This window comes from Exiguobacterium aurantiacum (genome assembly GCF_024362205.1).
In the GTDB taxonomy this organism is placed as follows: Bacteria; Bacillota; Bacilli; order Exiguobacteriales; family Exiguobacteriaceae; genus Exiguobacterium; species Exiguobacterium aurantiacum_B.
In genome coordinates, this window is record NZ_CP101462.1 from 1,753,195 (window position 1) to 1,767,760 (window position 14,566).

Annotated in this window: 17 protein-coding genes; 2 read left to right on the plus strand and 15 right to left on the minus strand. The window is 53.0% G+C overall.

What is annotated here, in order from left to right:
* Positions 1–30 precede the first annotated feature (30 nt).
* From NMQ00_RS09115 to prsW, 12 genes are all read right to left on the minus strand, one after another.
* Entirely contained in the window at positions 31–732 is a 702-nt protein-coding gene (locus tag NMQ00_RS09115) for a demethylmenaquinone methyltransferase (protein WP_255176450.1), read from the minus strand.
* A gap of 20 nt (positions 733–752) precedes the next feature.
* Complete coding sequence (locus tag NMQ00_RS09120; RefSeq protein ID WP_255176451.1) at positions 753–1,325, minus strand: heptaprenyl diphosphate synthase component 1; 573 nt, start codon at positions 1,323–1,325, stop codon at positions 753–755.
* A gap of 127 nt (positions 1,326–1,452) precedes the next feature.
* Positions 1,453–1,725 (minus strand): HU family DNA-binding protein, encoded by a 273-nt coding sequence (locus NMQ00_RS09125; protein ID WP_021067196.1) that lies wholly within the window; start codon positions 1,723–1,725, stop codon positions 1,453–1,455.
* A 109-nt stretch (positions 1,726–1,834) separates the two neighbouring features.
* Positions 1,835–2,545, minus strand: coding sequence for a hypothetical protein (locus NMQ00_RS09130; RefSeq protein ID WP_255176452.1), 711 nt, complete (start codon positions 2,543–2,545; stop codon positions 1,835–1,837).
* A 3-nt stretch (positions 2,546–2,548) separates the two neighbouring features.
* Complete coding sequence (locus NMQ00_RS09135) at positions 2,549–2,728, minus strand: DUF2768 family protein (protein ID WP_255176453.1); 180 nt, start codon at positions 2,726–2,728, stop codon at positions 2,549–2,551.
* A 101-nt stretch (positions 2,729–2,829) separates the two neighbouring features.
* Positions 2,830–3,873 (minus strand): NAD(P)H-dependent glycerol-3-phosphate dehydrogenase, encoded by a 1,044-nt coding sequence (locus NMQ00_RS09140; protein WP_255176454.1) that lies wholly within the window; start codon positions 3,871–3,873, stop codon positions 2,830–2,832.
* A gap of 17 nt (positions 3,874–3,890) precedes the next feature.
* The gene (gene der / locus NMQ00_RS09145; RefSeq protein WP_034777316.1) at positions 3,891–5,201 is read right to left on the minus strand and encodes a ribosome biogenesis GTPase Der; all 1,311 of its coding nucleotides are present in this window, start codon (positions 5,199–5,201) and stop codon (positions 3,891–3,893) included.
* Positions 5,202–5,330: 129 nt separating this feature from the next.
* Positions 5,331–6,479 carry a 30S ribosomal protein S1 gene (gene rpsA, locus NMQ00_RS09150; RefSeq protein ID WP_255176455.1) on the minus strand — a complete coding sequence of 383 codons (1,149 nt, stop codon included), beginning with the start codon at positions 6,477–6,479 and terminating at the stop codon, positions 5,331–5,333.
* Positions 6,480–6,619: 140 nt separating this feature from the next.
* Positions 6,620–7,243, minus strand: coding sequence for a lysophospholipid acyltransferase family protein (locus tag NMQ00_RS09155; protein WP_255176456.1), 624 nt, complete (start codon positions 7,241–7,243; stop codon positions 6,620–6,622).
* Positions 7,240–7,917 (minus strand): (d)CMP kinase, encoded by a 678-nt coding sequence (cmk, locus tag NMQ00_RS09160; protein ID WP_255176457.1) that lies wholly within the window; start codon positions 7,915–7,917, stop codon positions 7,240–7,242. The genes NMQ00_RS09155 and cmk overlap by 4 nt, the downstream gene beginning before the upstream one ends.
* 74 nt (positions 7,918–7,991) lie before the next feature.
* A complete protein-coding gene (locus NMQ00_RS09165; protein ID WP_255176458.1) occupies positions 7,992–8,657 on the minus strand; it encodes a flagellar brake protein in 666 nt (221 codons plus the stop codon).
* A gap of 20 nt (positions 8,658–8,677) precedes the next feature.
* Positions 8,678–9,334 carry a glutamic-type intramembrane protease PrsW gene (gene prsW, locus NMQ00_RS09170; protein WP_255176459.1) on the minus strand — a complete coding sequence of 219 codons (657 nt, stop codon included), beginning with the start codon at positions 9,332–9,334 and terminating at the stop codon, positions 8,678–8,680.
* A 107-nt stretch (positions 9,335–9,441) separates the two neighbouring features.
* Between prsW and NMQ00_RS09175 the strand changes: the two genes are divergently transcribed.
* Together NMQ00_RS09175 and NMQ00_RS09180 are read left to right on the plus strand one after the other, a co-directional pair.
* On the plus strand, positions 9,442–10,413 hold the full coding sequence (locus NMQ00_RS09175; protein WP_255176460.1) for an asparaginase: 972 nt from the start codon (positions 9,442–9,444) through the stop codon (positions 10,411–10,413).
* A 36-nt stretch (positions 10,414–10,449) separates the two neighbouring features.
* Positions 10,450–11,457, plus strand: a complete 1,008-nt coding sequence (locus tag NMQ00_RS09180; protein WP_255176461.1) for a YpdA family putative bacillithiol disulfide reductase — start codon at positions 10,450–10,452, stop codon at positions 11,455–11,457.
* Between the two features lie 55 nt (positions 11,458–11,512).
* Here the strand turns inward: NMQ00_RS09180 and NMQ00_RS09185 are convergent, their stop codons facing one another.
* The 3 genes from NMQ00_RS09185 to NMQ00_RS09195 all read right to left on the minus strand — a co-directional run bounded on the left by NMQ00_RS09185 (position 11,513) and on the right by NMQ00_RS09195 (position 14,527).
* A complete protein-coding gene (locus tag NMQ00_RS09185; protein WP_021067184.1) occupies positions 11,513–12,781 on the minus strand; it encodes a Glu/Leu/Phe/Val family dehydrogenase in 1,269 nt (422 codons plus the stop codon).
* Positions 12,782–12,931: 150 nt separating this feature from the next.
* Positions 12,932–13,849: a D-alanine--D-alanine ligase gene (locus tag NMQ00_RS09190; protein WP_255176462.1), complete on the minus strand. Its 918-nt coding sequence runs from the start codon at positions 13,847–13,849 to the stop codon at positions 12,932–12,934.
* A 96-nt stretch (positions 13,850–13,945) separates the two neighbouring features.
* Positions 13,946–14,527, minus strand: coding sequence for an adaptor protein MecA (locus NMQ00_RS09195; protein WP_255176463.1), 582 nt, complete (start codon positions 14,525–14,527; stop codon positions 13,946–13,948).
* Between the last annotated feature and the right edge of the window lie 39 nt (positions 14,528–14,566).

Here is a 14,566-nt window from a genome sequence, read left to right on the forward strand (position 1 = left end):
GTGGCGATAAAGTCGCTTCAAAGACATCGGTCACCACTTCTTTCCTAAGTGCATGGCACACGCACCGCCGGAGAATGTCTTCACTTCGACTTGTTCGAATCCTGCCGTCTCAAACATCCGTTTTAGCGTCAACCGGTCCGGGAATTGATCGGTCGATTCTTGGAGCCACTTATATTGATCGTACGAGCCGGCAAACACTTTGCCGAACAGCGGCATGACCGATCCGAAATAAAACCGGTACAGTTCGCTGAAGAGCGGTGCCGTCGGTTGGCTCGTTTCGAGACAGACGACCGTGCCGCCCGGTTTCAACACACGATGCATTTCACGGAGCACCGTCATGTAATCTGGGACGTTGCGCAGGCCAAATCCAATCGTCACATAATCGAACGAGTGATCACCGAACGGCAATGCCATCGCGTTACCATGGATGAGTTCGATCGTCGAATAGTCTGCTACTTTCTCTTGCCCGACCGCGAGCATGTTCTCAGAGAAGTCGAGACCTTTGACGACACCGGTGTTCCCGGCCGCCTCGGCGAGTTGAATCGTCCAGTCGGCCGTTCCGCAACAAACGTCAAGACATTTAGCACCTGGGAACACTTGCATGCGACGCATCGTCGCTTTACGCCACCATTTATGCAAACGGAAGCTGATGATCGAGTTCATCGTATCGTAGCTCGGTGAGATTGATTGAAACACGTCATATACTTTTTGCTCTTTTTCTTTCGGTTGCAATACGTAACATCCTTTCCGTTCTAAGCGACAGCGTGCGCCAGGAGCGTCGATAGCTGTTCTCGTTGTTCTTGGCGCAGTTCCGCCGCCTTTCGTTCGATGATCGCTTTTCCGTATGCGGTCAAATACGCTTGACCGATCACTTCAGAAAACGTTTTGATCAATCCGAAGTTCGCTTCCATCCATGTCGTGACAGGTACGTCCGCGTCTAACGCGAGCGTACATTTCGCCCCATTGACGAGCTGGACCGTCCGGCCGAAGCGATTGCTATAGTCGGCAGGAAACAGGGCCAGGATTTTATAAAATTGAGCCGAGGCATAATCGCCGGCGAGCACTTTCAGTTGCCGCTCGAGCGATCCGTTCGGGCTATCCTTTACTTGATCGTGCAGTTCAAGCGCTTGGTGCGCAAAGTACGTCGCAAGCACGAGCTGACGTTGTTGATTCGATTCGATTTCAATCATCTCGACCATCCAACGAAGTAAAGGCATGTCGACTGCGGGTACAATCTCGTGTCTCGTCAAATACGGATGGGTCATGCGTTCTTCGATTTGACGAGCAAGGTCGGTGACAACGGTTTCGTATGTCATCTGTTCCATGCTATCCCCCCTCGTCCTCTTCGTTGTCATTCTGACATAGTATAGCACATTTTTGTCACATTCACGCCATGTGAACTCGCTTTCCGACACAAAAAAAGCCGCCTTTCGGCGACTTATGTATTGCACATTATTTGACCGCATCTTTGAGCGCTTTACCTGCTTTGAAGGCAGGAACTTTGCTCGCCGGGATTTCGATATCTTCTTTCGTACGTGGGTTACGGCCTTTACGGGCAGCACGTTCACGAACTTCAAAAGTACCAAAACCGATCAATTGAATTTTATCACCGTTTTGGAGTGCTTCAGTGATTGATTCGAATGTAGCTTCTACAACTTGTGTAGCTTCTTTTTTCGAAACGTTTGCTTTCTCCGCAACTGCTTGGATCAATTCAGTTTTGTTCATCACGATTCACCTCCTCTCGCAGGGAGTTTACGGGATTAATCATATCGTACAAACGTTGATATGACAACATTTTTTAAGTGAAAAGCCCATATTCGACCCGTTCTGACGATCAGTTGTTTAAAAACTCGACCTCACCTTGTTCATTAATCGTGTACCCTTGCGAATAAGCAGGGGCGAACGGGGAGTCATTATAGAGCAAATACCGAATGTCTTCCCCGACTTTTGGCTCTACATCCGTGTTCTCAAGGGCGGCTTCGAGGTCGGTCCGGTAATCGACAAATAATTGTCCGCTGCCGTCGACATAGATTGGCAACTCGGTATCGGTGTATGGACTCGGGACCGTCGGCTCTTCTGAGACGAAGATGAGATCATAGTCGATCGTGAACTGGTTTTTGCCGACCGAGCCGTCAAACGGGAATTTGCCTTCCTTGGCCCGGAAAGCGTTGATGTTCGTCTGTAACGTCTGCAACCGTTCGGTCACGCGCAAATCAATGAGTTTGACGGTAGGTTCGGTCTCAGCGTCCACAAGGACGTATAAGAACAAGCCGCCCCCTTCGAAACTGTTCGCGGGGGGATCGGCCAAATAGCCGGGCACGAGGCGGGCGAACTCGATCGGATAGCGCTCCATGAGAGGCGTCTCGGCCGGTTTCGTTTTGATTGGCAACACCCCGGTCGTCTCTTTGAACGAGTCAACGGCCGTCTGGACCGAATTCAATTGATCTTCATACGGGACGTTATCGACCCGGTTCGAGTCCGGGAACATACATCCACTGAGCACGGTCGCCGCCAAAAGACTGGCGACCAACAAAATCCGTTTCACGTGTTATCCTCCTGTCGGTCCTGAAGCGACCACATAAATCATGATGATCGTTCCGAATAAAAATATGACGAATGCGATGACGCGGACGAGTGCCGCGAACCAGCCCGAAAGTTTCGTATGGCTAACTGCCACCATGAGCGCGGCGATGGCAAACGCTCCAATCCCCGCAAATGAAATCCACATCTTGATGAGTGACGGTGTCACGTCTATCCCCTCGACTTTCTCTTTTATTCTTTCTCCGTACATAAGTGTAGCAAAAAAAACAAAGGAACTGAACGAAAACGTCAGTCCCTTTGCTCTTCGCCACCTTCAAAATGGAATACTTCTTCCATTTCATGCTTCTGTGGGCGCCTCATTAACTTTTGTACTTCATCATGCGGGCTCTTGCCTTCGAACAACACGTTGTAAAGGGCTTCTGTGATCGGCATCTCGACACCGGCTTCCCGGGCGAGCGTATGCGCCGCCTCGCAGGCACGAACTCCTTCGACGACCATGCCCATATGACCGAGCACGTCCTCGAGTTTCTCACCGCGACCGATCGCGTTACCGGCACGCCAGTTACGGCTATGCTGAGACGTGGCCGTGACAATCAAATCACCGATCCCGGTCAAGCCCGAGAACGAGGCCGGGTTGGCACCGAGTTTGACCCCGAGCCGCGCAATTTCGACGATTCCGCGCGTCATGAGGGCCGCTTTGGCGTTATCACCGTAACCGAGGCCATCGGTCATCCCGGCTGCGAGCGCGATGATGTTTTTAAGCGCACCACCATACTCCGCTCCGATGACGTCCGAGTTCAAGTACACCCGGAACTGATCATTCGTGAGCAACTCTTGAATCTCGTCGGCCACGTCCAAGTCCTCGCAGGCGATGGTGATTGTCGTCAATTTGCGGACGGCCACTTCCTCGGCATGCGTCGGTCCCGTCAAGACACCGATGGCCCGGCGTTTCGCCGGGTCGACCTCTTCAGCGATAATCTCCGACAGACGCTTGTGCGTCTTCGGTTCAATCCCTTTGGCAGCATGGACGAGGACGGCCGGCTCCGTGAGAATTGTGTTCAACTCACGGGACACGGGACGAATTGCCGAGCTCGGGACGACAAGGAACACGATGGAGCGGCCAGCGACCGCTTCCGCCATGTTCGTCGTTGCCCGAATCGAGGTCGGTAACGGGGCATCTTTCAAATACGTCGAGTTCGTATGAGCAGTATTGATTTCATGCACATGTTCTTCCTCACGTCCGTAGAGTAGGACGTCGTGTCCATTGTCAGCGAGGACGAGCGATAACGCCGTTCCCCAGCTCCCTGCGCCGATGACAGCAACTTTTGCCATAGAAGGCACCCCCATTACTAGTTTTTCTGACGTGCCACGATATGAATCGGTGTACCAGTGAAGTCAAATGCGCGGCGAATCTGGTTGTCTAGATAACGTTTGTACGAGAAGTGAAGCAACTCTGGGTCGTTGACGAACAACACGAACGTTGGCGGCTCGATGGCCACTTGCGTCGCGTAGTTGATCTTGAGTCGCTGACCTTTGTCCGTCGGTGTCGGATTCATCGCGACAGCGTCGACGATGACATCGTTCAACACGCTCGTCGAGATACGACGGCGATGCGACTCGGCCACTTCCTTGATGACCGGAAGGAGCGTCTGAAGACGTTTCGACGTGAGGGCCGACAAGAAGACGATCGGCGCGTAGTCGAGGAACAAGAACTCCTTACGGATCTTCTCTTCCATCTTCTTCATCGTCTTATCGTCTTTATCGACGGCATCCCACTTGTTGACGACGAGCACGATGGCTTTCCCCGCTTCGTGGGCGAGTCCGGCGACACGTTTGTCTTGCTCGATGATGCCTTCTTCGCCGTCGATGACGACGAGGACGACGTTCGAACGTTCGATCGCCTTCTGGGCCCGCATGACGCTGTAGCGCTCGGTAGATTCATACACTTTCCCGCGCTTGCGCATCCCGGCCGTATCGATGATGACGTACTCTTGGCCATCTCGTGTGAACGGTGTATCAATCGCATCACGAGTCGTCCCCGCGATATCCGAGACGATGACACGTTCTTCACCGAGAATCGCATTCGTCAAGCTCGATTTCCCAACGTTCGGACGTCCGATGAGTGAGAATTGGATGACTTCTTCGTTGTACTCGTAGTCATCTTTATCTGGTGCCAAATCGAGTACTTTGTCGAGCAAATCACCGAGACCGAGACCGTGTGTCCCTGAGATCGGGAACGGGTCGCCGAATCCGAGTGAATAGAACTCATACATGAGCTCGCGCATCTCGAAGTTATCGACTTTGTTGACGGCGAGGACGATCGGTTTGTTCGAACGGAACAACAAGTTCGCCACTTCTTCGTCTGCTGCTGTGATGCCTTCGCGTCCGTTCACCATGAAGATGATGACGTCCGCCTCATCGATCGCAAGCTCGGCCTGATGCCGCATTTGCACGAGGAGCGGCTCATCGCCGACCTCGATTCCGCCTGTGTCGATTAAATGAAACTTACGGTTCAACCACTCACCCGTCCCATAAATGCGGTCGCGTGTTACCCCCGGCTTATCATCGACGATCGACACGCGATCTCCGATAATCCGGTTAAAAATCGTGGATTTCCCAATATTCGGGCGGCCTACGATGGCCACTGCTGGAATTCCCATATAAACACCTCTCTAACTTTCATTCAATAACTTATCGTTTCTAATTGCAACTGTACTATCATATCACAGGCGAATTTCTGTGACCATACAAAAAGAAGCGGGAGTCTGGCTCCCGCTTGAACGATCGTCTTATTTAGAATCGTCCGAGGTCTCGTCACCTGTCAATTCAGAGACAGAGAACCCTCCTTGGTCACTATACTCGTCAAGCAGCGATTGATCCGCATCTTCACGCGTCGAATCGCTCGACTCGAGCGCACGCATCGAGAGCGAGATTTTCTTCTCGTCGAGATGGACGTCGAGCACTTTCACTTTCACGTCTTGACCTTCTGACAACACTTCAGACGGCGTGGCGATGTGTCGGTTCGCAATCTGCGAGATATGAAGCAAACCTTCGACTTGCGGCGCGACCTCGACGAATGCGCCGAACGTGACGAGACGTTTGACTTTCCCGTCGATCACGTCGCCCGGTTGAATTTTACCTTCCACCGATTCCCACGGTCCTGGTAGCGTCTCTTTGATCGACAACTTCACTTTTTCGTTGTCGAGGTCGAGTCCGAGCACTTTCACTTTGACTTTGTCTCCTTCAGTCACAACATCGCTCGGTTTCTCTACTCGGCTATGGGCCATCTCTGAAATATGAACGAGGCCGTCGACGCCGCCGATATCGACGAACGCACCGAAATCAGTGAGACGTTGGACCGTCCCTTCGATGATTTGACCGACCTCTAGCGATTCAAGTGTCTCCGCTTTCTTCGCGCTCATTTCCGCTTCGGCAACAGCTTTATGCGACAAGATGACGCGATTTTTCTCGCGATCGATCTCGACGACTTTAACCGTAATCGGTTTGTTCAAGTAGGATGAGAAGTCTTCGACAAAGTGGTTCTCTACGAGCGAAGCCGGGATAAATCCACGGATGCCGATGTCAACGACAAGTCCACCTTTGACCTTGTCTTTCACCATGACCTCGAACACTTCACCGGATTCGAATTTCTCGACGATTTGATCCCAAGCTTGCTCGGCATCGACGTCTTTCTTCGACACGACCACTTCTTCGTCCGTGACCTTTTTCACTTTGACACGGATTTCGTCGTTAACGTGGAGTGATTCGTTTAAATCGTCTAAATGCATGCTTGATACTTCGCTGATTGGTAAAATTGCCTCGGTTTTATAACCGATATCGATCAACGCTTGCTTGTCCTCGATTTTGACGACAGTACCGGTCACAATTTGACCTCGATTAATTTCAAAATCAGGCATATCTTTCATTTCTTCGACCATTCCAACACTACCCCCTCACGATGAGTACAAAAAGGAGCGCCCTAAGGCGCTTACACCTAGTATAAACTTCTTATAATTCGAAAGATTTGTCAAGGTGTTATCAGGTTAGTTCCTCTCCTAGCAACAGATTAAACCTGAAATTAGCGAACGTTCCGTGAATGCTGCATGTACAAATCACCGATCGTCGCCATGATCAAATCGGCCGCCGTTTGAGCGCTCGCTTTCTCCGCTTTCAATCCGCTCAAGTCGACCGGTTTGCCGATCACGACTTTCAGCTTCGAACGGAACTTGTACTTGCCGATGATGGCCACCGGGAGCACCGAGGCGTCCGATCGGAGCGCGAAGAAGCCGATCCCGGCCTGGGCTTTGCCGAGTGTACCGTCTTTCGAACGCGTCCCTTCCGGAAAGATCGAGATGACCTCGTCTTCCTTCAACTTTTGCAAGACGACGCGGAGTGCTTGGCGATCGCCTTCTCCGCGTGACACCGGGATTTGACCGGCGCGGTTCAAGATATGTTTCAATACAGGCACTCCGAACAGCTCTTTTTTCGCAAAGAAGCGCAACTGGCGTTGTTTCGGCATCGCCCCGGCGAGTAACACCGGGTCCCAGTTCGATTGGTGGTTCGAACACACGATCATCGACCCGTCGAGCGGGATGTTCTCCCGCCCGATATATTCGACGCGAAAACTCAACCGACGAATGATATTGACGACGCCCACCGCGAGACGATACATGCCGAACGGCCCGTTATTAAGTGGTCTCATCGTTCAATCACCTGCTTCATCAACTGCTCGATCGCCTCGACAACCCCATCGATCGACAGCTCAGTCGTGTCGAGGAAGTGCGCGTCGTCCGCTTGGCGAAGCGGAGCGACCTCGCGTTCCGAGTCGCGCTTGTCGCGGAGGGCGATCTCGAGTTGTAATTGTCCGAGGTCGCTCGGCAAGCCTTTCGCCACGTTCTCTTCGTGGCGACGGCGGGCCCGTTCTTCGACCGTCGCCGTCATGAACACTTTCAAGTCGGCGCCCGGTAAGACGTGCGTCCCAATATCGCGGCCGTCCATGACGATCCCGCCTTTGCTCGCGAGGTCGCGTTGCAAATCCATAAGTGCGGCCCGTACTTCAGGCTGGCGTGCGACGAAACTGACATTGTTCGTCACGTCGTTCGTCCGGATGACGTCAGTCACTTCTTCCGTGCCATCGAATACGCGTTGACCGTTCTCAGACGGCACAAGACGTAAATCCATCTTGTCGATCATGGCAGCGAGCATCGGCCCGTCTTCGAGACCGACGCCGTCTTGAAGCGCGCGATACGTGACGGCGCGGTAAATCGCGCCCGTATCGATATAGACGTATCCTAATTTCTTGGCGAGTGTTTTCGCGATCGTGCTCTTACCGGCTCCAGCCGGTCCATCTAATGCGATTTGTAACGGTTTATTCATAAAAATTGGGTATCGGCTCATCCCGATACCCGCCTCCTCTCGGTCTTTTGTTCCGAGAACATCATACCAGTTTTTTATCGTGAAGAAAATACGGAGCCGGTCCGGTTTCTCGCTTCGAGCTGGGCTCGGAAGCAATAACGCAAAATCGTCTCCTGGTCCCGGTGTGATAGTTCTTCAAAGCAAAGCGACAACTCTTGTTTGGCCGTCTGTTCATGGATGCGGACGAGGCGGCTCTTGACGCGGAACGTCTGCGGCACGCCTCGGTCATCATTGATATGGAACGAGACGATGATCGACTCATCGACCGCGACCGGGGCCCGGTTCGCCACGACCCGCATGCCGCCGGCCGATACGTCGAGTGACGTCGTCTCAAACGACGGAAACGCCTGACCATCTTCTGCGGACACGGTCACGTTGATCATTTCCGGGACCCGTAAATACTCGCGGCGCTGCACGCGCTTGATTTTCTTTTCATCCGGCAACGCGAAGGCGTAGCGCAGCGTCAACTGCGCGTCGCTCACGCGTCTCGTCACGACCGTATCGAACGCATACAGTTGTTCTTCTCCTACGAAAAAATAGACGCGCATCGATTCATCTTCGTGCAAGAAGAATGTCTTTAATGTATCCGTCTCACTCGGGGACTCGATCCAGACGACTTGGTCATTGATGGCCGCGATTTTCGTCTTCCCTTCTTTTCTCCCTTCAACTTCTACCCGTAACTCTTGACCTACTTTTAACATGAAACGATTCCCCTTTTATTCTATTTGTATTGGCGATGATTGGAGCGATTGGCGGTCCGCACGAGTAAGAGCGCGACCATCCAAAGTACGACGATATAGACGACGGCCGGCACTTTGTTCATCGGTTCGACGAGCAAGATGTAGTCGAACATGCCGTGCAACAGTGTCGCCGCCATGAGCGCCGTGAACAGCCAGAACCGTTCATGGGTGGAATGTTTGGCCCGACCGAGACAAAATCCCATCACGACGGCGAAGAGCGCATGTCCACTCACCGGTAGCACGGCACGCCAAATCGCGATCTCGATTGAGTCGTACACCCATAAATATAGAAAATTCTCTAACGTGGCAAAGCCGAGTGAACAGGCGACCGCATAGAGAATCCCGTCGTAGTAATCATCAAAGACTTTATGTATGTATATTGTATAATAAATCATGAACCACTTAAAAAATTCTTCTAATAGCGCGGTGGCCACGAACGCCTTCCAAAACGGGCCCACGAGCACCCCTTCTTCCACGAACGCATACTGCACGAACATGATCGGAAAGACGAGAATGGCCCCGGCGACGAACGAACGGATCACATAGCCGAGCGGTTCCGCTTCCAATTCATGTCGGAGATAGAAGTAGGAAAGAAGGGCGAACCCTGGCGCAACCGCAGACAAGGCGATTGCAATCATGATGCATCTCTCCTTTCTCACGTTAAGCATACACTGAAATAGAGGAAAGAAAAAGTAGGTCACGCCTAGAAATTGGAAGAAACGAACAAAAAAGTTGGAGGTCTGTTATGAATCATTTATTACTCATCCACACCGGCGGCACGATCGCCATGTCTCAATCGGGGTCGGGACATGTCATGCCGAGCGAGGTCAATCCGATTGACGCGACGTTACCGAAAGCGACCGACATCGCCAACATCACGACGAAACATTTCTCGAACATCCCGTCACCGCACATGACGCCGGAAAAAATGCTCGAGCTCGCCCAGTTCATCAATCAACAATTGACGCAAGACACGTACGACGGGGTCGTCATCACCCACGGGACCGACACGCTCGAAGAGACGGCCTATTTTTTACAAATCACGCTCGGCGCCCCGGTACCGATCGTCTTGACCGGGGCGATGCGCTCGTCAAATGAGGTCGGCTCGGACGGCGAGTTCAATCTTATCACGGCACTTCGGGTCGCCCAAAGCGATGTCGCACGCGGTAAAGGCGTGCTCGTCGTCTTCAACGGCGAGATCCATTCCGCCTTCAACGTCACGAAGACGCATACGTCCTCGGTCGACACGTTCAAGTCGGTCCACTTCGGGAACGTCGGCATGGTGACGAAAGATCACGTCCTCATTTACAGTCAACCGACGACGAAACAACCGAAGATGATCCCATCGATCACCAAACGGGTCGCGGTGCTGAAAGTCGTCGCCGGGATGGAGCCGGATTTAATCGAGGCCGTGCTCGCGCTCGGCTATGACGGACTCGTGCTCGAAGTGCTCGGGCAAGGGAACGTCCCACCGTCGATCGTCCCGGCGCTCGAGATGCTCGTCGAACGGATGCCTGTCGTCATCGTCAGCCGCTGTTTCAACGGAATCGTCCAAGACGTGTACGGTTACGTCGGTGGCGGTCAACAGCTAAAAGAGATGGGCATCATTTTCTCGAACGGCTTAAACTCACAAAAAGCGAGACTTCGTCTCCTCGTCGAACTCGAAGCGGGATCGTCCCAGGCGGTCATGGAACATAGCTTCAGCTTCCAACAATGAGTTGGCGACTTGCCAACCGATTCTTCCTTCCATACAATGAGGGATGAGGTGATTTCATTGAATAAACATGCTATCGTCGTCGGCGCCGGACCGTGCGGACTGTCGGCTGCGATTGAACTCGAACGTATCGGGATCTCGTGCACGGTCATCGAGCGCGGCAATATCGTCGACGCCATCTATCGGTATCCGACGCATCAGACGTTCTTCTCGTCTGCCAATTTACTTGAAATCGGGGATATCCCGTTCATCTGTAAAGATTTGAAACCGCGTCGACAAGACGCGCTCGTCTATTATCGGGAAGTCGTCAGCCGGACCGGGCTCGACGTCCAACCGTTCGAGACGGTCGAAGCAGTGGTGCGTACCGAGGACGGCTTCATCGTCCAGTCACGCCATGACCGCGACGGTGTCAAAGAGCGTCAGGCCGACTATGTCATCTTGGCCACGGGCTATTACGGACGCCCTCGTACGCTGGACGTCCCAGGTGAGGAGTTGCCCCACGTCACGCACTACTTCAAAGAAGCGCACCCGTTCTACCGGCAACGCGTCACCGTCATCGGTGGGAAGAACTCTGCGGTCGATGCGGCCATCGAGCTTGAAAAGGCCGGGGCGCACGTCACCGTGCTCTATCGGGGCGACGGTTATAGCCCATCCGTCAAACCATGGGTCCTCCCGACGTTCGACTCGCTCGTCCGCCATGACAAGGTCCGTCTCGAACTCGAGGCGGAAATCGTGAGCATCGAATCGCATCACGTCATCTATCGTCAACACGGCGAAGAACATCGACTCGAAACCGACCACGTCCTCGCCATGACCGGCTACTTGCCCGACCACGGGCTGTTCGCCGATGCCGGAGTTCAAGTCGACGAGGACACCGGCGTGCCGGCGTTTGACGAGGCGACGTTCGAGACGAACGTCGACGGCTTGTTCATCGCCGGTGTCGTCGCCGCCGGAAATGACGCCAATAAAATTTTTATCGAGAATGGCCGCTTCCACGGCCAAGCGATTGCCGAGACGCTTCGGGAGCGCAACGGTGTGACAACGTAATCGACAAAAAGAGGGAGAACCTGATACCAGGCTCTCCCTCTTTTTTGCCGTTTGATTATACCCAACCGCGGAAGCGAGACGCTTCCGCCATCTTACGTACACCGACCATATAGGCGGCGAGACGCATGTCGACCTTACGGGCCGACGATGTATTGTATACCGTATTGAACGAGTGGACGAGCACTTTCTCAAGCTTCTCTTCCACTTCCTCTTCCGTCCAATAGTAACCTTGGTTGTTTTGGACCCATTCGAAGTATGAGACGGTCACTCCACCGCTCGAAGCGAGCACGTCCGGAACGAGCAGGATGCCACGTTCCGTCAAGATACGGGTCGCTTCGTTCGTTGTCGGTCCGTTCGCGGCCTCGACGACGATCGATGCCTTAATATTATCAGCGTTGTCTTCGGTGATTTGGTTCTCGATTGCGGCCGGGACCAAGATGTCGCAGTCGAGTTCTAGCATTTCTTTGTTCGAGATCGTGTTCTTGAAGAGCGTCGAGATCGTCCCGAACGAATCTCGACGATCGAGAAGATACGGGATATCGAGGCCGTTCTCATCGTGGATCGCACCGTACGCATCACTGACGGCGATCACTTTCGCCCCGGCGTCATGCATAAATTTCGACAAGAAGCTTCCGGCGTTCCCGAATCCTTGGACGACGACACGCGCCCCTTTCAATTCGATGCCGCGGCGCAGCGCCGCTTCCCGGATCATGATGGCGACACCTTTTGCCGTCGCCGTCTCACGTCCATGCGAGCCGCCAAGGACAAGCGGTTTACCTGTGATGAAACCTGGTGAGTTGAATTCATCGATTCGGCTGTACTCATCCATCATCCACGCCATGATTTGCGAGTTCGTGAACACATCCGGCGCTGGGATATCTTTCGTCGGTCCGACGATTTGACTGATGGCGCGCACGTAACCACGGCTCAATCGTTCGATTTCACGGAAACTCATCTCACGCGGATCACAGACGATTCCGCCTTTACCGCCACCGTAAGGAAGGTCGACGATTCCGGCCTTCAAGCTCATCCAGACCGACAATGCCTTCACTTCGACCTCCGTCACGCTCGGGTGGAAACGAATGCCACCTTTCGTCGGTCCGACCGCATCGTTATGTTGCGCCCGATATCCTGTGAAAATTTTTGTCGATCCATCATCCATACGTACCGGGATGCGGACGGTCAACATCCGAAGCGGCTCTTTCAAGAGCTCGTACATCTCTTCTGGATACCCGAGTTTATCAAGCGCCTCGTGTATCACTTCTTGTGTCGATTCAAGGATGTTTTTTCGTTTTTGATGACCTTTTTCTTGATCCGTAATCATGAAGGTTTCCTCCCCTAAATTGTCAATTCTCCCCCAAGAATCAACCTCGTATTCGTTTAAAAGTATAGCTGATACGCGCCCAATTTGAAAGGCTTTTACAAAAATAATGAAAGCGTTTTCTAAAACAAAAAAAGAAGGGTGGTCCCCTTCTTACTTTTCAAGTGCCAATTCGATGAATCGCTCTAACAGCTCACCGTAGGAGATCCCGACGGCGCGGGCGCTGTCCGGGAACAAGCTGAGCGGAGTCATGCCCGGGAGCGTGTTCGTCTCTAAAATATATGCGAGCCCATCTTCAGAGACGAGGAAGTCAGAGCGGGAATAACCGCTGCAACCGAGGGCACGGTGCGCTTTGATGGCAGCCGTTTGAACTTCCTCGGTCAACGCGTCCGGCAACTCGGCTGGACAGACGTGAATCGATCCCCCTTCCGAATACTTCGACTCGTAATCGTAAAACTCATTTTTCGGGATGATCTCGATGACCGGTAGCGCGGCCTCAGTCCCGTGGTTCCCAAGGACTGGTACCGTCAACTCACGGCCTTTAATATATTGTTCGACCAAGACGGCCGTGTCGCACGCGAACGCTTTATCAATCCCTTCACGGAGCATCGCTTCGTCCATCGCGATCGTCAATCCGTTCGATGACCCTTCTTGGGCAGGCTTGACGACACATGGGAATTCACCACCCCACTCGACGATTTTCACGTCGATGTCGTCTCCTGTCTCGATGAGGACGTCACGGGCGATCCGAATGCCGGCAGCGGCGAAAATGATTTTCGCGCGGGCCTTGTCCATCGCGAGTGCTGACGCCAAGACGCCCGATCCCGTATATGGCAATCCGGCCATCTCCAAGAGTGACTGGACGCGTCCGTCTTCTCCGTATTTCCCATGCAGGGCGCTCACGACGACATCGGCTTGAAGCGTCAACAGTTCGTCAGCCCGGTCCGGGTGAAAATCAATCGCCACGACCTCATGACCGCGTTCTTCGAGCGCCTCGATCATTCCTTTACCACTCGTGAGCGATACTTCCCGCTCACCTGATACACCACCATATAATACCGCGACTTTCATCAAATCTCTCCTTCGGCTAACATCTCAAAAATTCAAGTTTTATCATACCATGCGACGGCCGAAAACAATAGAAACAGAACAGTTAAAAAGCCGTACTTACGCGAACGTATCGTACAGCTGTTTCACGGCTTGTTCAGTTTGAATCGTCTTGCCATACTCCATCATGACGTACGGGCTGACGGTCGTCGTGCGGCCGTATTCCGACAAGATGGCGGCCAACCGCTCTTCGACGTCTGGTTTGAGCACTTCGACGAAGTGTAAATAATAGTGCCCGTCATAGTGATAGAGCGCTCCGCCCTGGTCTGTATCCTGCATGTGTGGGAACAGACGGACCGAGGCATTGATGACGTCCTCGATATCGTCAAACTGATAAATCAGATGATGAATCACATCAATCGTCAGACGAATCTCGACTTGTTCTTGATCCGCGTCCGGGACGGCCGCCTCGACTTTTTGAACATCGATGACGAGACCGTCGCGCGGAAACATCGTCACGTTCAAGTCGACGGTGCCTTGGGGCATGAAGCCGAATTCCGCTTCCGCGGTCTCGAGCAATTCCCGCCACAGGTCTTGACCGCTCTCTCCGACGATCGTATCGATGGCGATCCCTCGAGTCGAAAGGTCACTCGCGGTCAAATATACCCTTAAATGTTCTTTAGTTTGCTTTTCAAATCTCAAACGAAAACCTCCAAAGATTAATCAATCCTACTTTATAAG